Annotated in this window: 19 protein-coding genes and 3 tRNA genes; 16 read left to right on the forward strand and 6 right to left on the reverse strand. The window is 52.2% G+C overall.

Translation table 11 applies throughout. The features are described 5' to 3' along the window. Positions 1-274 precede the first annotated feature (274 nt). Positions 275-616 (reverse strand): zinc ribbon domain-containing protein YjdM, encoded by a 342-nt coding sequence (locus QLH52_RS21375; RefSeq protein WP_319962888.1) that lies wholly within the window; start codon positions 614-616, stop codon positions 275-277. Positions 617-1,048: 432 nt separating this feature from the next. On the opposite strand from QLH52_RS21375, the gene QLH52_RS21380 reads away from it, so the two are divergent. The 14 genes from QLH52_RS21380 to QLH52_RS21445 all read left to right on the forward strand — a co-directional run bounded on the left by QLH52_RS21380 (position 1,049) and on the right by QLH52_RS21445 (position 11,197). Next, on the forward strand, positions 1,049-1,198 hold the full coding sequence (locus tag QLH52_RS21380; protein WP_319962889.1) for a hypothetical protein: 150 nt from the start codon (positions 1,049-1,051) through the stop codon (positions 1,196-1,198). Positions 1,199-1,475: 277 nt separating this feature from the next. Beyond that, a complete protein-coding gene (locus QLH52_RS21385) occupies positions 1,476-1,667 on the forward strand; it encodes a hypothetical protein (protein ID WP_033157950.1) in 192 nt (63 codons plus the stop codon). A 161-nt stretch (positions 1,668-1,828) separates the two neighbouring features. Then, on the forward strand, positions 1,829-2,020 hold the full coding sequence (csrA, locus tag QLH52_RS21390; protein WP_020482891.1) for a carbon storage regulator CsrA: 192 nt from the start codon (positions 1,829-1,831) through the stop codon (positions 2,018-2,020). 10 nt (positions 2,021-2,030) lie between these two features. Next, positions 2,031-2,121: transfer RNA gene (locus QLH52_RS21395), tRNA-Ser, on the forward strand. Between the two features lie 56 nt (positions 2,122-2,177). After that, positions 2,178-2,254: transfer RNA gene (locus tag QLH52_RS21400), tRNA-Arg, on the forward strand. 23 nt (positions 2,255-2,277) lie between these two features. Next, positions 2,278-2,353 (forward strand) — tRNA-Asn (locus tag QLH52_RS21405). A 264-nt stretch (positions 2,354-2,617) separates the two neighbouring features. Beyond that, positions 2,618-5,038, forward strand: coding sequence for a DEAD/DEAH box helicase family protein (locus tag QLH52_RS21410; protein ID WP_319962890.1), 2,421 nt, complete (start codon positions 2,618-2,620; stop codon positions 5,036-5,038). After that, a complete protein-coding gene (locus QLH52_RS21415) occupies positions 5,035-6,186 on the forward strand; it encodes a restriction endonuclease subunit S (protein ID WP_319962891.1) in 1,152 nt (383 codons plus the stop codon). The genes QLH52_RS21410 and QLH52_RS21415 overlap by 4 nt, the downstream gene beginning before the upstream one ends. After that, complete coding sequence (dinD, locus tag QLH52_RS21420) at positions 6,183-7,040, forward strand: DNA damage-inducible protein D (RefSeq protein WP_319962892.1); 858 nt, start codon at positions 6,183-6,185, stop codon at positions 7,038-7,040. The genes QLH52_RS21415 and dinD overlap by 4 nt, the downstream gene beginning before the upstream one ends. Positions 7,041-7,064: 24 nt before the next feature. Further along, the gene (locus QLH52_RS21425; protein ID WP_033157925.1) at positions 7,065-7,295 is read left to right on the forward strand and encodes a hypothetical protein; all 231 of its coding nucleotides are present in this window, start codon (positions 7,065-7,067) and stop codon (positions 7,293-7,295) included. After that, on the forward strand, positions 7,296-7,682 hold the full coding sequence (locus tag QLH52_RS21430) for a type II toxin-antitoxin system VapC family toxin (protein ID WP_319962893.1): 387 nt from the start codon (positions 7,296-7,298) through the stop codon (positions 7,680-7,682). An 8-nt stretch (positions 7,683-7,690) separates the two neighbouring features. After that, positions 7,691-9,622: a class I SAM-dependent DNA methyltransferase gene (locus QLH52_RS21435; RefSeq protein ID WP_319962894.1), complete on the forward strand. Its 1,932-nt coding sequence runs from the start codon at positions 7,691-7,693 to the stop codon at positions 9,620-9,622. 182 nt (positions 9,623-9,804) lie between these two features. Continuing rightward, a complete protein-coding gene (locus QLH52_RS21440) occupies positions 9,805-9,993 on the forward strand; it encodes a hypothetical protein (protein ID WP_319962895.1) in 189 nt (62 codons plus the stop codon). Between the two features lie 619 nt (positions 9,994-10,612). Beyond that, positions 10,613-11,197 carry a DUF2799 domain-containing protein gene (locus QLH52_RS21445; RefSeq protein WP_051670197.1) on the forward strand — a complete coding sequence of 195 codons (585 nt, stop codon included), beginning with the start codon at positions 10,613-10,615 and terminating at the stop codon, positions 11,195-11,197. A gap of 157 nt (positions 11,198-11,354) precedes the next feature. Here the strand turns inward: QLH52_RS21445 and QLH52_RS21450 are convergent, their stop codons facing one another. The 4 genes from QLH52_RS21450 to QLH52_RS21465 all read right to left on the reverse strand — a co-directional run bounded on the left by QLH52_RS21450 (position 11,355) and on the right by QLH52_RS21465 (position 14,980). Continuing rightward, complete coding sequence (locus tag QLH52_RS21450; protein WP_256438968.1) at positions 11,355-11,483, reverse strand: hypothetical protein; 129 nt, start codon at positions 11,481-11,483, stop codon at positions 11,355-11,357. A gap of 169 nt (positions 11,484-11,652) precedes the next feature. After that, entirely contained in the window at positions 11,653-12,765 is a 1,113-nt protein-coding gene (locus QLH52_RS21455; RefSeq protein ID WP_033157921.1) for an inorganic phosphate transporter, read from the reverse strand. A 10-nt stretch (positions 12,766-12,775) separates the two neighbouring features. Beyond that, positions 12,776-13,405, reverse strand: coding sequence for a DUF47 domain-containing protein (locus tag QLH52_RS21460; protein ID WP_319962896.1), 630 nt, complete (start codon positions 13,403-13,405; stop codon positions 12,776-12,778). A gap of 129 nt (positions 13,406-13,534) precedes the next feature. Continuing rightward, a complete protein-coding gene (locus QLH52_RS21465; RefSeq protein ID WP_319962897.1) occupies positions 13,535-14,980 on the reverse strand; it encodes a flavin monoamine oxidase family protein in 1,446 nt (481 codons plus the stop codon). A gap of 196 nt (positions 14,981-15,176) precedes the next feature. Here QLH52_RS21465 and QLH52_RS21470 point away from each other — a divergent pair, with 196 nt between their 5' ends. Continuing rightward, a complete protein-coding gene (locus QLH52_RS21470; RefSeq protein ID WP_319962898.1) occupies positions 15,177-16,559 on the forward strand; it encodes an ethanolamine ammonia-lyase subunit EutB in 1,383 nt (460 codons plus the stop codon). 2 nt (positions 16,560-16,561) lie between these two features. Further along, complete coding sequence (gene eutC, locus QLH52_RS21475; RefSeq protein ID WP_319962899.1) at positions 16,562-17,338, forward strand: ethanolamine ammonia-lyase subunit EutC; 777 nt, start codon at positions 16,562-16,564, stop codon at positions 17,336-17,338. 314 nt (positions 17,339-17,652) lie between these two features. Here eutC and QLH52_RS21480 read toward each other — a convergent pair whose 3' ends face one another. Next, entirely contained in the window at positions 17,653-18,303 is a 651-nt protein-coding gene (locus QLH52_RS21480) for a hypothetical protein (RefSeq protein ID WP_319962900.1), read from the reverse strand. Positions 18,304-18,594: the final 291 nt, after the last annotated feature.

Genomic DNA, 18,594 nt, shown 5'->3' on the forward strand with positions numbered 1-18,594 from the left:
TCGAAGTCCCTAATTGTTGAGGGGGGCTCCGGATATTAAAATGCCGAAGCGGGTTCAGGCCGCTTCGGCGGGTGTCTGCGAGTCGCGGGTGGCAGGGGTTCAATCAGCTTGGTAATCCGGCCCTTTTTACCACGGATATTCCGTTTGGGCCGAGCTCGTCGAGGCCGAGGTTGGTGCGGCCTTTGGTAAACTCCCTATCTTCAACGGCGTTGAGGCGAACGGTATTTAGGGCCGGGTGAATGAGCAGCACACGTTTTGCGACTATTAGGTGGGATCAGACTTTTTTCACAAATTCCGATTTCAACTTCATCGCGCCGATGCCGTCGATTTTGCAGTCGATGTCGTGGTCGCCGTCCACCAGGCGGATGTTTTTAACTCGGGTGCCGACTTTGACAATGAGTGAAGAGCCTTTCACTTTCAGGTCTTTAATCACGGTGACGGTATCGCCGTCTTGCAGCAGGTTGCCGTTGGCGTCCTTGACTACTTTCGTCTCCTCTTCGCTGTCACCGGCGGCATCGGCTGACCATTCGTGGGCGCAGTCCGGGCAAATATTCATGGTGCCGTCGTTATAAGTGTATTCAGAGCCGCATTTTGGACAGTTAGGTAAATCGTTCATGGTTGTTCCGTTGTTTTGATTAGCTGCGAGACAGCAGGTTTAATATAAAAAATCCAGATTAGCCGCATCCTTTAAACCATAAACTCCATCATGCCAGCCGGGAATAAGAACATCGACAGGCAGTGATCACTATTTTCGAGCTATTTTAGGTTTGGCTATCAACCTTTCCGGCACCCGGCTGAAAGGTTGATTTATAAAGCAAGCGACTGTAACGAGTTCGCTGCTCGGTCTAGCGGCTGCCATTTTCTGGAATGACGAATCCTGGGGATTAAGCTAAAGCGACGAGTATCCAGACGTTCAGTCCGGTATTGGAACCCGCGGGCTTTGTGTAGTCGAATATGTACTTTGCTTAATACCGGGATTCGACGACAAATCATAACCCGGCTTTAGGGATAATTGGTATCTCGCGTCGATTTAGTGTTGGGAAGCCGGATGCAAGCTATGTTGCTTTTTTTTGCGGAACCAGAGCTCATCGAAACGCGAATGGTCGACCAGCCAGGAGCTGGCGGCGCGGAGAATGATAACGGTAAAAACGCATCTGCTTGGCCCATTGCCGAAAGCCTTGATATGTCGGTGTTTTAAGGTTGCGACAAATCGTCGCACTTTTTCTGGACAAAGCGATTTAAGTACACTAGAATGCGCCCACCTTGACTTAGGTCAATACGAGCCGAAAAGCTTCGTATCTATTGGGGGAGGGAATGCGACCGTGTAACGGTACAACAATAATAAAAGCGCAAGCTATTAACCTGCTATCACAGATAACAGGCGTCCAAAAAACATAAAAATAACACCGGACGAAGCCCACTTAATCGTGGGCTTTTTTATGCGCCAATTACCATAAACCTGTTTGTTATTTCAGATGGCCGAAAAATCAGATTCGCTTCCACAAGATATTATGGAAGCAGAGCGTTTCATTGATGAACTAATGAACGACACCAAGCACCCGGTTCACAATCATGCTCATCCTTTGCACAAGGAATCGGTTAAAGCATTAGATGAGTTGATGCAGAGTCTGGATGCAATGCGCCATGAGTGGTTGTCTAAGGGATAGTTCAGAAAAACGCACGGATTTGTTTATTCTGACGTCCTAGCTGTTCGTATGCTTTTCTTTATGGCTAGCAAATATATCTTTATTTTTTCTCAAAAACGGATATAATCGTCGGTTCGAGTATGTTGCAGTAACAAAGCGCATTAATAGTGTAGGGAGATAGTATGCTTATCTTGACTCGTAGAGTAGGAGAGACCTTGATGATTGGTGACGATGTGACTGTTACAGTTCTCGGGGTAAAAGGAAATCAAGTTAGAATTGGCGTAAACGCACCAAAAGATATATCTGTTCATAGGGAAGAAATCTACGAGAGAATTAAGAAAGAGCAGTCTGAAGCAGGGAGTACGGAAGGCTGAATAAGTTATAGGAGAGATGGCCGAGAGGCCGAAGGCGCTCCCCTGCTAAGGGAGTATGTGCCAAAAGCGCATCGAGGGTTCGAATCCCTCTCTCTCCGCCACTAAATTAAAGTTTGACAAAGAGTAACAAAAATAAGATAATAAGCGGCTCAGATAAGCGCCCGTAGCTCAGCTGGATAGAGTACACGGCTACGAACCGTGCGGTCGGGAGTTCGAATCTCTCCGGGCGCGCCATTTGAGTAAATTACCGAAATTAATCCCCTGTAGCTCAGTCGGTAGAGCGGGTGACTGTTAATCACTAGGTCGGCGGTTCGAGCCCGTCCGGGGGAGCCAAATAATTAAGGCCTCACATGTAAATGTGGGGCTTTTTTTTGCCCGCTCCGGACCTCCGCTGATCCGAGGGACGTCTAGCTTCATCCAGTTCTGTCTATCTGATTCGAATATCCAAATTCGGTTTGGAATCAGATCAGCAACCCATTCAACTTGAAATCGACCTACTGATAAAATCCAGGGCAAGGATTTTTTAATGGGTTTGATAGACTATTACCCATCGGACGCCGTTTCCAATTAATTCTAAGATAGGGAAAGTCACCAAAAATGAGCTACAACGAAGCTGAAACCCGTTATTGGTTGATCGATCCCGTTCTGCGCGATAAAGGCTACGACGACGCCGGCAAGCTAAAATTGGAAACACCTGCACCGGTGGAAGCCATCGGCCACAAAGGCCGCAGACGCCCCGGCGGCGGTCGCACTGATTATCTACTTTGCGTACAAACGCCCGATGCCACCAAACCGCTCCCCGTCGGTGTGCTGGAAGCCAAAAAGGAAGAGGCCGACCCGCTGCAAGGCATGCAGCAAGCCAAGGCCTACGCGGAATGTAGTCGCTTTCATGTGCAATACGTATTTGCCACCAACGGCCATCGTTATGGTGAGTTTGATAAAACTACCGGCTTGCAAACCGGGCCGCATGTGTTCAAAGAACACTTTCCAACGCACACCGCGCTAACCCAGCGCTACCTCAACGACACTGGCATCGACCTGCATAAACCGGAAGCGGCGCTGTTATTCACCGCCGACAGCAAAGCCTATCCCAAGAGCCGCTATTACCAGGATGCCGCGATTCGCGCCGTGTTCGAGAAGATCCTGCATTGCGAACGGGCACAAAAGCCGTGTCGTGTTTTGCTGGCACTGGCCACCGGCGCCGGTAAAACGGTGATTGCCGCCAACTTGCTGTGGCGCCTGCAACAAGCCCAACGCCTGACCAAACCCGCATTATTTTTGTGCGACCGCGACGAACTGCGTACTCAAGGCTATAACAAACTGAAAGCGGCCTTTGGCGATAGCGCCCGCATCGTCGAAACCGCCAGCGGACAAAACGCCGCCAAAAACGCCCGCGTGCATATCGCCACCTATCAAACCTTGGGTTTGGATGACGAAGAATCCGGCGCCAGCAGTTTTTTAACCGACCACTATCCGCCCGACGCCTTCAGCGTCATCATCATTGACGAATGCCATCGCTCCGCCTGGGGCCGTTGGTCGGAAGTCTTGCTGCGTAATCCTAACGCAGTGCAAATCGGCTTGACCGCCACGCCGCGCCAGTTACGCGAATCCAAACAGCAAACCGCCGACGATGCCGCTATCACCGCCAACAATCTCAAATACTTCGGCGAACCGGTCTACGAATACACCTTGATCCAAGCGCAAGAAGACGGCTACCTCGCCGCCTGCGAAATCGTCAAACGCCAGGCCAGTATCGACAACATCAGCTATACCAAGCAACAAATACTCGACCTCAAACCCACCGACCTTCGCACCGGCAAACCCATTTGCGAGACGGATTTAAAAAAAGACCTCTACACCGCCAAAGACTTCGACGACGAAATCTTTATCGAGCTGCGCACTCCTGCGATGTGCGCAGACTTGTTCGAGCAGCTCTGCCGCCACGGCGGCCCCGAACAAAAAGTGATTATTTTCTGCACCCGCGACATTCATGCTGATCGCGTCGTGCAACAGATGAACAACCTGTACAGCCGATGGTGCAAACAGCACGGCAAAACCCCGAAAGACCTGTACGCCTTTAAATGCACCAACAAAGGCGGCCGCGACCTGATCCAGCCCATGCGCGGCTCCGGCGAACGCGCTTTCATCGCCTGCACGGTCGATCTGCTGGCAACCGGCGTCGACATCGAACGCCTCAATGCCGTGGTGTTCTTCCGCTACCTGGAATCCAGCATCTTGTTTTACCAAATGGTCGGACGCGGCACCCGCATCGACGAAGACACCCAAAAATACAAATTTTGGCTCTACGACTACACCGGCGTCACCGACTTATTCGGCACCGATTTCATCACCGCGAACAGCTCGGGCAAAAAGCAAAAGCCGGGCGGCGATGATGAAGATGACGAGGATGACGGCGGTGATGATGGCGATGGAGGACAAGGGAATCAACCCTCGGTAGCGGAGATTAGAGGCCAATACGTCAGCGTTACCCCGCAAGGCCGTTATATTCTGACCCGCCGCGATGGCCGCGACGTGCAAATCCCCAGCGACGAATACCGTCGGGAAATCCTGCAGCGTGTGGTCAGCGAGGCACACGATCTCAATCAGTTTCGCCAATTGTGGATAGAAGCCAAAAAACGTCGGCAATTGATCGACCATCTGCTGGGGGACCATTACTCGCCGGAAGTACTGCGCGAACTGGAAGACATGCAGGATTTTGATTATTACGACATCTTCGCCCACCACGGCTACCGCGCCCAAGCCTTGAAGCAACCGCAACGCGGCGAGGCGTATATCGACAGCAATCAAGCCTGGTTCGACGCCATGCCAAGCGACAGCGCCATCGTGTTGCGCGGCTTCGGTCAGCAATTTGCGCTGGGCGGCACCGAAGCATTGGAAACACCGACGCTGTGGGACGTGCCGGACATTCAGCAGGCGGGTGGTTTGGAGGCGTTGAAAAAATTGGGAAAACCGGTGAAGGTGATTTTGCAGGCTAAGGGAAGGTTGTTTGGGGTATGAGTGAAATCAAAACATTGGCTGATGTCGCCCATATCGTTGCGGGTTCAGGCTTCAATGAAGCATTCCAAGGACAAACTAATCTCCCAATTCCATTTGTCAAAGTCAGCGACTTCCAAAGCTCTGTCGATAATTGGTTAAGTTCGGCCGCAAATTCAGTAAATGAGGATATGTTAAAAGCCTTGGGTGCTAAAAAGTATCCTGCTGGAACGATCATATTTCCAAAGGTCGGTGGAGCGCTGCTAACTAATAAACGTACACGTCTTGCTGTTGAATCAGCAATGGATAACAACGTAATGGGATTGATTCCACTAGGCATCGATCCTGATTATTTGTTCTATTTCATGTGTTTATTTGATATGGGAAGTATTGCAAATGCTCAAGCATTGCCTTCTGTCAGCGCTTCTGCTGTAGCAAAGATAGAGATTCCAGTCCCTGTTTCTCGAGAAATACAGCGTCAAATCGCCAACAAGCTCAAAACCCAACTCGCTGAAGTCGAAACCGCGCGGCAGGCTTTAGAAATCCGACAGCAAGAAATTGTCAAACTTGCCAATGCCTATATTCGCCAAAGCATCGTGCATTCCAAGGTTAGCGAATGCCCGTTAGGTGATGTTCTGGATGAAGTGAAAAAAGGCATTGGTGAACGTTGGGCCGATTACCCGGTATTGGGTGCAACCCGTGACGGCTTGGCACCGGCCAAGGAGCCGCCGGGCAAACAACCGCAACGTTATAAACCGGTTTTCTCCGGCACCGTGTTTTACAATCCAATGCGTATCCTGATCGGCTCGATTGCCTTTGTCGATGACGACGATCAGCCCGGTATCACCAGCCCGGATTATGTGGCGTTGCAGGGCAAGCCGGGAATAGTCGACTCCCGCTGGTTTTATTACTGGCTACGTTCGCCTTACGGTGTGCAGTGCATCAATTCGCTGGCGCGCGGTGCAGTACGCGAACGGATGTTGTTTAATCGCCTTGCAGAAGGCTTCATTCAACTGCCACCGTATTCCGAGCAAGTCCGAATATCCGCTGCGCTGAAACAATTGCAACCGGTCAAGGCGGCCATTAAACAACAGCTCGACGACTTGAATAAAATCCCGGAACGGTTGCTGGCTAAGGCCTTCGATTTTAATCACGAAAGGAGATCGTCGTGACCACCAAACATATCGCCGAACAGCACCACGCAACCTTCGAGAGCATTCGTCACTTGGATGACGACGGTAATGAGTATTGGCATGCTCGTCAACTGGCTGTTGTGTTGGAATATTCACAATATCGTCATTTCTTGCCGGTTTTAGAACGCGCCAAGGAAGCTTGTAGGAATAGCGGGCAAGACGTTGCCGACCATATTGAGGATGTCCTCACAATGGTCGAAATCGGCTCTGGCGCAAAACGGGAAGTAGCGGATGTACGCTTATCACGCTATGCCTGCTATCTGGTGGTGCAAAACGGCGACCCCAGCAAGCCGGTGATTGCCAATGGCCAAACTTATTTTGCCATGCAGACTCGGCGGCAGGAATTGGCGGATGACGAACAGTTCGCCCGGCTTTCCGAAGATGAAAAACGTTTGGCCATTCGTAATGAGCTGGCTTTACATAACAAACATCTGGCCGCCGCGGCCAAGGATGCCGGGGTGGAAACATCGCTGGATTACGCCATTTTTCAGGATCATGGCTACCGCGGCTTGTATGGTGGGTTGGCGGCCAAGGATATTCACGCTCGTAAAGGTTTGAAAAAAAGCCAGAAAATTCTGGATCACATGGGTAGCACCGAATTGGCCGCAAACTTGTTTCGCGCCACCCAAACCGAAGAAAAACTGAAACGCGACCAAGTCAAAGGTAAACGGCAGGCCAACCAAACGCACTTGGAAGTTGGTAAAAAAGTCCGTCAGACCATTAAGGATTTGGGCGGGACAATGCCGGAATCACTACCTACGCCGGGAAAAAGTATTAAACAAATTGAATCGGCGCGGAAGAAACTGATCAAGTCCGACGATACTAATGAGTAATTTGAATCTATGAGGATAGAAATTATGTTGCAACAACAGCTGATTGAAGAAATCAAACAAATTCCCAGCGATAAGCTGGGCGAGATTTACGATTTGGTGCATTACTTTCGCCTGGGTTTGGAGCGAGAAGCATCGCAGCCTGCCGCTACCGGACAACGACGTCCCATAGGCCTGGCTAAAGCCAGTTTTAAAGTGCCGGATAGTTTTTTTGCACCGTTACCAGCGGATTTGCTGGATGAATTTGAAGGGCGCTAAGTGAAAGTTTTATTGGATACCTGTGCTTTTCTCTGGTTGGCCAGCGATGACGCGGCATTGAGCGAAAAGGCCAAGACCGTGTTTCAAGATCCTGATAACACGGTGTTGTTAAGTAGCGTGTCGATTTGGGAAGTGTTGGTCAAGCATCAGTTGGGAAAGTTGCCACTACCCCTGGCACCCGAAGCGTTTGTTCGCCAACAATGCCGCGACCATTTGATCGATTATTTGCCGCTGGATGAAAAGGCCGTTTTCCAATTAAGTCGTTTGCCAACCTTACACCGCGATCCTTTTGATCGCATGTTGATATGCCAAGCGATGGCACATGATTTGGTCATTTTGACTGCCGATGGTCTGATTAGCCAGTATCCCGTCGCGACGTTGTGGTGAGAAAAAACATGCTTGAAAAAGTTAAATCGGCACGCCGCGCCAAAGCCCCCAAAGCCATCGCCTCCACCCAATCCCTGTCGTCTTTCGTCAAAGCCATTTGCGACGTGATGCGCCGTTCCAACTGCGCCAGCGCCTTGCAGTACGTGCCGGAACTAACTTGGATTCTGTTTTTGCGCATTCTCGATGCTCAGGAGCAAAAAGCCCTGGAACAAGCCGAAGCCTTGGGCAACGACTATTCGCCGGCTTTGCGGGCGCCGTATCGCTGGCAGGATTGGGCGGCGCCGTATTCCGAGAAGCCGGATGCGCCGAAAACGCCGGAAGGTTATCGGTTTGGTTGGAAGCGGCAAGCCTTGTTCGAAGCCGGTGAAGGCAGTCTGTTCGATTTCATCAATAACCAATTGCTGCCGCATCTGCATCGGCTGGATGTCGATCCGCGTACTCAACTGCCTAATGCCAGCGCCAGCCCCAAGCAGCGCGTGATTGGCCGCATCATGACGGCGGTGGAAAAGGTGCGCGTGGATAGCGAAACCAATCTGTGCGACATTTTCGACAAGGTGCATGAAATCCACATCGATCATATCGACGACACCCATTTCTTTACCCTGTCGCAAGTCTATGAAGATTTGCTGCTGAAAATGGGCGAAAAGAACTCGGACGGCGGCCAGTTCTTCACGCCGCGCGAAGTGATTCGGGCGATGGTGAATGTGCTCGATCCGCAGCCGGGCGAAACGGTGTATGACCCGTGTTGCGGCACCGGCGGCTTTTTGGCGGTGGCTTACGAGCATATCGCCCATCAACTGGGGCAGTCGCCGGCCTCGACGGTGTTGGAAACGCTGAAGCACGATACGTTTTTCGGTCGGGAAAAGGAAAATCTGGTATTCCCCATCGCCTTAGCCAATCTGATTTTGCACGGCATAGACCAGCCCAATCTCTGGCACGGCAACACGCTGACCGGCAAGCAAACCTACGACGGTTTATTCGAGCAAGCGCCGGCGACGTTTGATGTGATCCTGACCAATCCGCCGTTTGGCGGCAAGGAAGGCTCGGACGCGCAGAAAAACTACGATTTTGAAACCGGCTCCACGCAAGTGTTGTTTGTGCAGCATATCCTGGACGAATTGAAAGCGCCGCTGGACGGTAAGCCGGGCGGACGCTGCGGTATCGTGCTGGACGAGGGTTTGCTGTTTCGCACCAACGAAAGCGCCTTCGTGGAAACCAAACGTAAATTGGTGGATGAATGCGATTTGTGGTGCATCGTTAGTTTGCCGGGTGGGGTGTTTTCGACGGCCGGCGCGGGCGTTAAAACCAACCTGCTGTTTTTCCGCAAAGGCAGCAAAACCGAGCGCATTTGGTATTACGATTTGTCGCAAGTCAAAGTCGGTAAAAAGTCGCCGATGACGTTGGCGCATTTCGGTTTTGATCGACACGGCGGTCTATTGAGCGATGCCGAATTGCCGTCCACACTGACGGCCGACTGGCTGGCGGTGGAAGAAAATAAAGACAAGCTCTTCCCGTCGTTTGCCCGTTTGCTGGCGAAACACGGCACGCCGGAAGCCGACAGCGATTTTTCCTGGACGGTCGATTTCGCCGCCCGCCGCGCCAAAGCCCGCGCAGACATGCAGCCCTTTATCGACGAAGCTAACCGGCTAACAGAAGAACTATTGCCGTTACGGGAAACGTTGAAGGCATTGAAACGCGACAAAGCCGGCAAGGACAAAATCGCCGCCGCTGAAGATGCGATTAAAACCAAGGAAAAAGCCATCCGCGAAGCCCAGGCCAAAGCCAGCGACATCGACGCCGCCGTTTTCGACCTGAAAGCTGTGAATCCGCATGCCAAAGTCGTTACTGATACCCGCACCGTGCAGCAGATTATCGACAACATCAATCATCAAGGCGAGATAGTCGCGCGGGCTATGGCGAATTTGACAGCCATGATCTAACGCTGTGTCGTTCCGAGTGTATGGTAATAACCTAGGTTTGTAACATCGAACGAAGGACTTGTGCATTTTGCTCAAGTGCTAGGAATTTTTGTAAATGCTGTTGAACTCGCTTTTTGTCACATTGATGTCATAAGGTATTTGTAAGCTAAAGCTTCAAATAAATAAAAATATGAGTCAGGAAAATGAGCGAATTTTTCAACAAGAAGCCGATGGAGCTTTTGGAGATTGAACAAGTGGTTAACGAATTGATTGAAGACCTGAGCCACCCGTTGAATAACAAAAGACATCCTTACCATCGAGATTGTGTTCAAGCGTTTAATGATTTGATGGCACATGCGGACACTATTCGCCAGCACTGGGCTTCTCATTAGAACGATCTCAAAGCTCTACGGTCATCGGCCATGCTCACGCCAGAAGTAAAGCGCCCGGTTTTGGATTGGCTGGCGCGTAGGTATAGGATTACGCTAATGATTGTTGTAGATCAAATAATCCTTTATTTTTAGGCCTATAGTGGCTGCGTCTTCACAGCAATAGGTTCAGAAATACGATGACGGCAGAGCTGCAACTTAAACGTTACCATGTCTTTTTTGAAGATCTTACGCACCCTGGATTCGGTTGCCATCGCGATGAATCCGGCGTCGTAATGATCACGCTTTATCGATTACGCTTATCTATTTATGGTCGGACATTCAACCGCCGTTGGAAGTAATCTCTAAATAGCGCGCTGAACAGCCTCTGCCGCATTCTGTAGAGGCCATGGCGTGTTGCAGTTCTTGAATCGTGGTCTTTAGGGCTTTCAGTTAATGGTTTGACTGGCCTAGTCATCCCAACTTTCCCGGTAGTAGTCATTGGCATTTTGGCCTGAATCGATTTTACCGTGGGCCCGCATCTGTTCGTCTAATTTTCAATGTTGACTATAATTTCCAGCGATTCCAGTTCAGTTTCAGGATACCTGGGGCTTCAAGCCATTGCGGCTGTTCTGGCGGTGCGGTGAATCTTTATTGGGAAGACAAAATCATGGTGAAGCGCTTAACGGGGTATTTATGTGTTGTGTTTTTTACCGGCTGCGCAACGCTTAGCCAACAAGACTGCAAGCGGGGCGATTGGTTTGGTTTAGGGGTTCAAGACGGTCGCTCTGGAGAGGCGAGTGAGCGGCTGAGCGAACACCGAAAGGCATGCTCCGAATACGGTGTGGCGGTGAATGATTCGCAGTATTTTGCTGGCCGCGAACAGGGTATAAGAGAATACTGTCGTATCGATAACGCTTTTGAAGTGGGATTGCAAGGCCATGATTACCGCCATGTTTGCCCGCCATCGATTGATGGTGTATTCAGCCGTTACCACGCAGCGGCTTACGCTGTACATAGAGAACGCGCCGAACTGGATAGGATAGATAACGAACTTTCCAGCAAAGAAATCAGCTTGGGGGATAACAAGTTAAACGACAAAGACCGGGCCAGAATTCGTAACGATATAAGTCAACTGCGGCGTAACCGAGATCGGGCTCGGGATGATCTTTACTATCACGAACGGCAACTCAACGAGTTCCGCCATGAGTCTCAGTCTTATCGCTGAGTGGCTTCTTGGGATTCGGGACGATTCGTTGCAAGTATCCGGATTAAGCACAGATAATTCGTTAGCAAAACGCGGTATCTGTTAGGCAAGCTAGGCACTGATAATTTTTTGAATTAACTCTGCCTTTAAGTTGCCTGGCAGCGTCTTTGTCTTTAACTCATTCTCTCGGTTCGGGTTTGCCGTCGTTCAGTCTTTCCTGCTTGTCTTTCTCAAACTCGTGTTTAACGAAAAACAGGCCACCCATCAAGCCCAACAGCATTACGACTTCCAGTATTTCTCTCATCATTTCAGCCACCTTTCGTTTAGGAAAAAGCCTTGTTACTTCAGTGGGGTGACTAATGATTTTTTGGACGGGCTACAAGAATAAGGTTTTTACAACATTAGTTTCCCTCGTCAGACAGATTACCCTGGGAATTTGCATAGTCAATGATGAAGCTGATAGTCAAATTAGCGGCTTACTGCAACAGCGGCAATAAACTCACCATGCCCCAGGCTATGCCGCCGGCGGCGGGAATCGTCAGAACCCAGGCCCAAACAATCCGTTCGATCACGGAAAGTTTCAGGGTATAGGGATTTTTGGCAAAACCGACACCCATGATTGCTGTAGAGATACTATGCGTGGTGGAAACCGGCATGCCGAAATGTGCGGCGGCCAATAGAATGGTGGCGGAGCTGGTTTCCGCCGCGAAGCCGTTGATTGGGTGCAGTTTGACCATTTTGTGGCCAAGGGTCTTGATAATCCGCCAGCCGCCCACCGACGTGCCGAGCGCCATGATCAAGGCGCAACTGAACACGATCCAGGTGTCGATGTCTTTTTCGCCGCCGTCCGGACGCAGGAACTCCGCCCAACTGGGCAGCTGATCGAGCGTGCCGGCGTTATTGGCCGCAAAAATGGCCAGCGCAATGATGCCCATGGTTTTTTGTGCATCGTTACTGCCGTGGGCAAAGCCCATATAACCGGCCGATAGCAATTGTGCTTTTCCGAACAGCGCATTGATCCATCTCGGCCGGGAGATTTGCGCCATGACACCGCCGGCGGAATTCATGCCGCTGATGATCGCCATCAACAAACCCATGATCAAAATGCCCAAGGTAAAGCCGGCAATCGGCGAGCTTATCATCGGGATCACCACTTTCCAGAGTAGGCCTTTGTTTTCGGTCCACACCAAGGCGGTTTTCGACCATATCAACACATCGGGATTATTGTGCCCCGCCGCCAGGGCCGCGCCGCATAAGCCGCCGATCAAGGCGTGGCTGGAAGAAGAGGGCAAGCCCAAGGCCCAGGTGATCAGATTCCAGATAATCGCCCCGGTCAGTGCGCAAATCAACACTTCGGAGGTAATCGTCACCATGCCGGTATCGACCAGTCCTGAGGAAATGGTTTTGGCTACCGCGGTGCCGGATAAGGCGCCGACCAGATTGGTCACGGCAGCCAGGATCACCGCCTGGGTGGGGGTTAATACTTTGGTGGCGACTACCGTGGCAATCGAGTTGGCCGTGTCGTGGAAACCGTTGACGAACTCGAATATCAGCGCCGCCAGAATGACCAGCAAAAGCAATGTCAGCATGACGGAGCCACTAAGAATTTTTTAATACGATGTGGTAAACCACGTTGCCGGCATCGCGACAGCGGTCAATGGCTTTTTCCAGGATTTCGAACAAATTGGTTTTTACCAGATAACGGATCGGATCGGTTTCGTTGGCGTAGACGTCGCGATACAGCTCAAGTATCTGTTCGTCGGCTTCCGCTTCAATCGTTTGCAGTTGATCGTTGAGTCTTTTGACTTCGTCCAAATCCATGCCTTTGCGCAGTTGACCAACCATTTGTTCCAAAACTTGGCAGGCTTGTTCCAGCATGACAGCACGGCTGTTGAAATCGACATCGCCGATCCGCTCCGATGCCAGCGTATAACGCTCGGCAAATTTTTCGACGACTTTCGGAATCTTATACAGCGCGCCGTTTAGGGCTTCTATATCCTCGCGGTCCAGGACGGTCACGAAGGTATTGACTAATTCTTCGCTGATTTGGCCGAATAAATTCTTTTCCCGGCGCCGCGCGTGTTTAAATTTTTCTAATGACTGTTGGGTGGTGGGTGTGCTTAGTAGTTCTATCAAGGCTTTGGCCGAGGCGTGTGCCGATTCCGCACTAGCTTCAAGCAATCCATAAAATTTATCGCCTTTGCCAAAGATGGTTTGTAGAGAGAACATGGTGTACCTTAATTGTGACGGTTTTGTTGCATATTGTATAACAGCGTGGCGGCATGTGCAGAAACTGTCGGCAATTTGCCGACCGCATGCGTAGCGGATGTCATCCGGCGCTAAACTGCCAAACGCGGGTTAATCGCGTTTTTGCAAAATGTCCTTAACCGCGCGTATTGCCGATTGGCTGGCGCCGTTGGAGTGGCTGTCCTCGGTAAAGTCTCCGGCAAAATAGACGCGGCCCTGCGGTTTTCTTAACGACTCAGACAGGCTATCGAAGCGTGACCGGCCGACCGGCCATGATGCTATCGCGCGCGGATGGTAACGGTAAAAATTCATCCGTTTGACCGACTCCCGGAAGCCCGGCCACTGTTTGTCAAACGTCGCCAGCAACGCTTCGCGAATCTGATCCGGATCGCTCATCCGCGAGTTAAACCGTTCTGCGTCCGCACCGCTAACCAATAAATTCAACAACGCATCGGCGCCGGATTTTGATCCGCCCTCATAAATTACCCCCAAAGGACTGTCGGTCATAATCGGCAATATGCTGTCGCCGTCGCGGGTCCAGAAGCTGCTGGCAGCCTTATCCACCGTGACGTGCGCGGTAAAGTAGGCGCCGGCCGATTGGGTTTGGATAGCCTGTTTTCGCTCGGCGCTCAACGGCGGATTGAACTGAATGTCGTTGAGCCGGAATAATGGAATGGCAGTGATCACGTATTTGGCGCGGAATAGCTTTTGCCGCAGACTGCTTTGGTCGGACGTAAGCACTTCCACATTTTTATCGGTGGCCGTGATATGAGTAACTTGCTGGTTGAGCAGGATGCGGTCCCTGCCGATAAAATCGGCCAGCGCCCGCACGGCGCGTTGATTGCCGCCTACTACATGGCGTGGCGCCAGACCGTCGCCGGAAAAATAATGCCATTCGGCAATGCCGTCCAGCGCGCTGATTTTTCGCCAGGAGGTGGCGTATTCCGGTTCGGTTTCGATGCGCACCAACTCTTGGGCCTTGAGCGACAGGCCGCTGGTGCTTTCGATCCAGTCGGCGAAGGAAATATCTTGCAGAGCCAGCATAGTCTCAGGCAAGGGCCGTAAAGCCAATTGCCGGTAAAGCTCGGCCATTTTGGCGTCCCAGCGTTGATAGGCTTGCAATTCGTCGCTATCCAACACCGATGCCAGAAACTCCTGATTGGTATTTTGCGTAAACGGATACAGCTTGCCCTGGTAATAAAAACTGGAAAAACTGCTGTAAGCCGTTTCCATCGGCACATGCAAATCCCGGAAAATCTCGATAGCCGGGTTATTTTCCCAAAACTCTTCCAAACCCACTTCGGCATGCGTGCCGTCCGGGTAAGTAGCGGTGCGGATACGGCCGCCAACACGCGGACTCATTTCCAAAATCACGGTAGTTTTGCCGGCCTTCTTTAAATGATAGGCCGCACTTAAACCCGACAGGCCTGCGCCGACGATCAACACATCAGCGCTAAGTGGTTCGGCGGCTAAGGTAGCGGAGCGCAGGCTTAGCGACAGGGCCAAAGCAATGAAACAGATGGAACGGTTGAGTTGCTTGAGGGATAGGGTGGTCATCTGCGTCGCCTCTGCGTGTTTATGGGTTGCCAGCCGTTTGCCGTTGGAATTGGCAGCGAATTCTCGCTACGGTACGAGCCAAATATTGCAGGCAAATGACTTGATGGTAACTAAAGGTCCGCCACCGGCTATGTCACATAATAGTCACAAACTTGTCGTATTCTCGCGTTTTACCCCATCGTAAGCTGCCCGACTGATGAAATATTCCGCAACCGCACACGGCAAAAGCTTTCATTTTCGCGATTTGCGTACCTTGCTGGCCAAGGCTACGCCGCGCCGGGCAGCGGATGAGTTGGCCGGTTTGGCGGCGGATTCCGAAGTGGAGCGGGCTGTTGCTCAGCGAGTTTTGGCCGACGTACCCTTAAGGCGGTTTATCGAAGAGCCTTTAATTGCGCCGGAACTGGATGAAATCTCGCGCTTGATTCTGGAGCGCCATGATCCGCAAGCGTTTGCGCCGATTGCGAGTTTAAGTGTGGGCGAGTTTCGCGATTGGCTGTTAACCGAGCAGAACGATGTGGCGGCCATCTCCGCAGGATTGACGCCGGAAATGGTGGCCGCGGTCAGCAAAATCATGCGTAACCAGGATTTGATTGCCGTGGCGCGCCGTTGCCGCGTGGTTACCCGCTTTCGCAGCACGATCGGCTTGCCGGGCCGCTTGTCCACGCGCCTGCAACCCAATCATCCGACCGACGATCCGCGCGGCATTGCGGCAAGTATTCTGGATGGTTTACTTTACGGCAGCGGCGATGCGGTGATTGGCATCAATCCCGCCACCGACAATCTGCATAACGTCCACAGCTTGTTGAATTTGCTGGACGAGATCATTGCTCAGTATCAAATTCCAACCCAGTCTTGCGTACTGTCCCACGTGACCACCAGCATGGAATTGATGCGGCGCGGTGCGCCGGTGGATTTGCTGTTTCAATCCATCGCCGGCACCGAAGCGGCCAATTGCAGTTTCGGTATCGATCTGGCAATGCTGCGCGAAGCGAAGGCTATGGCGGAAAACTTGGGTCGTGCGAGTGCAGGCCAGCAGTTGATGTATTTCGAAACCGGGCAGGGCAGCGCCTTATCCGCCAATGCGCATCACGGTATCGATGCGCAAACCTGCGAGGCGCGGGCTTATGCGGTCGCCAGGGCGTTCGATCCGTTGCTGGTCAACACCGTGGTCGGCTTCATCGGTCCGGAATATTTATACGATGGCAAGCAAATCATCCGCGCCGGTCTGGAGGATCATTTTTGCGGCAAGTTGCTGGGTGTGCCGATGGGCTGCGATATTTGTTACACCAACCATGCCGAGGCCGATCAGAACGATATGGATACCCTGCTGACGCTGCTGGGAGTGGCCGGCTGCAACTTTATAATGGGCATACCCGGTGCCGACGACGTAATGCTGGCGTATCAAAGTACTTCGTTTCACGATGCGTTGTATCTACGACAAGTATTGGGCTTGCGGCCGGCGCCGGAGTTCGAGGCTTGGTTGGAGCGGATGGGTATTTTCGACGGTCAAAACCGCTTGGCCGCGGCGCGTAACGCCACACCATTGCTGGCCAACTTTCATGGCTTGCCGCGGGCTTAACGATGAACGATCCGTGGATTAGCTTACGGCAATTTACCCAGGCCAGAATTGCCCAAGGCCGCGCCGGTTGTAGTCTGCCGACGGCAGCGCTATTGGAATTTCAATTGGCCCACGCGGCCGCGCGGGATGCTGTGCATCAAGTTTGGGATGTGGTGACATTTGCCGAAGGCTTGGAAAGCTTGGATTTGGAGCCGCTGGTACTTGCCACGCCGGTCGCCAGCCGCGCCCAGTACCTGCAACGTCCCGATTGGGGGCGTTGCCTGGCACTGGCCAGCCGGGAACACCTGATGGCTCGCAGCCGACCCTCAATCGACGTCGCCTTAATTGTCAGCAATGGCTTGTCGTCCGCCGCCCTGGATACGCACGGCTTGCCCTTGCTCAGCGCCATCGTTGCTGCTTACCGGGCCGCCAAGCTGCGGTTGGGGCCGGTGTGTTTGGTGCCCAATGGCCGGGTGGCCTTGGCCGACGAAATCGGTGGATTATTGAACGCGCGCCTGGCTGTCATCATCGTCGGCGAGCGGCCCGGTCTAAGCGCCGCTGACAGCCTGGGGATTTACCTGACCTACGCCCCGCAAGTCGGCAACACCGACGCCGAACGCAACTGCATCTCCAACATTCGCCCGCCCGCCGGCCTGAGCTACAGCGCCGCGGCTGCCAAACTGGTTTATTTGAGCAAGCAGGCGCTGCAACTGGGTTTTTCGGGGGTAGCGTTGAAAGACGATATGCCGGCGCAGTGGCTTACCGAGATTGGCAGCGCGGAGTTGTTAAACAAACTCTGAACCAGTTGATTACGCCAAGGCAAATGTGGCTCGGCAACTGCTCCCGCATCCTGACAGTCGACACGATGTGCCATTTTCTGTTCGAATCGGCGGAAGATTTCATGGCCGCTTTCATGTCGCATGCCGCCGAATTAAGCCGATTTAGGACCGGTGATGCAGTTCCACGATGTGTTGATTTCGGCGCAAGCCTGCGACTTGACGAGACTTGATCAATGATGGCCGGAGAGATGATTGGCCGATTGGGCTGTCATAGCTCGCTGAACCTGTGCTTTCGTCGCAATGCAATTGGCCGCTATTGCAGTTGGAACGGGCGGCTAGAAAGGGTCCAAAAACACCGGCGCTTTGCCGAACTCGGTTTTGTATTCGCCGTTTGGCACGTACCAACCGGGGCCTTGAGAGCCACCATGCCAGGACACGCGCTTGCCGTCCGTCGCCCATTGATCGAGCTTCTCGCCGCTTTTGGTCAGATAGTCGGATGCGTAACAAACGGTATTTAGCCAAGGGTCGATGATTAGCCAGGATTGCGCGATCTTGCGGCTGGTGAAATCGGCTGTAGACGCATACTTACGTGCTGTATCCGGGATCGCTTCCTGCGAAACCAAACAAAAAGCGTGGTCGCCTTTGCCGTAAACGATGCCGATATAGAGTAAGTCGCGCTTGATATTGTAGATTTTCTTAGTGTAGTAAGCGCTCAAGGCTGCCATCTCTCCGCAGTTGCCCGAGCGGTCCGCAATAGTCATCTTCACCAATTTCTCGGCCAACTCCAAGTGTGACGTGGCGCCATTCAGCCTGTGTTTGGCAGACTCGTCGGCTTCCAGCCATCGGGTCATGCCTTTAGCGCTCATATTCGCCAAAACGGCAGAACCGGCAAGATCGACGTCGTAAAGCTTGTTACTGGATTTATGGCCTTTTTTAAAGAACTCTCTGACTAGAACCTTGATTTTTTCGCCTTCGTCCACCAGCATGGTTGTACCCTCTAGAGTTTGATTCTTGGCAATTGCAAGCGCCCCGCTTTCCGCTGTCCCGGTAGGCAAACGGGCGGGCCTCACGCCGGGTATTGCGTTCTCGGCGTTGTGTCGTAAGTATAGTTGAAACCCGAATGGTTTATGGGAGTCTCTAAAAATCCACGATTGTTTTGGTAAGCGGTTCGGGCAGATTTACCGTTGATTCGTCCTTCACGAGTTCGTTTACCGTTATCGATAACACCCCAGGTTATCGAGCCGTCACACCATTCATCAAATTGTCACCGAGCGGTT

It is taken from the genome of Methylomonas defluvii, assembly GCF_033949435.1.
Taxonomy (GTDB): Bacteria; Pseudomonadota; Gammaproteobacteria; order Methylococcales; family Methylomonadaceae; genus Methylomonas; species Methylomonas defluvii.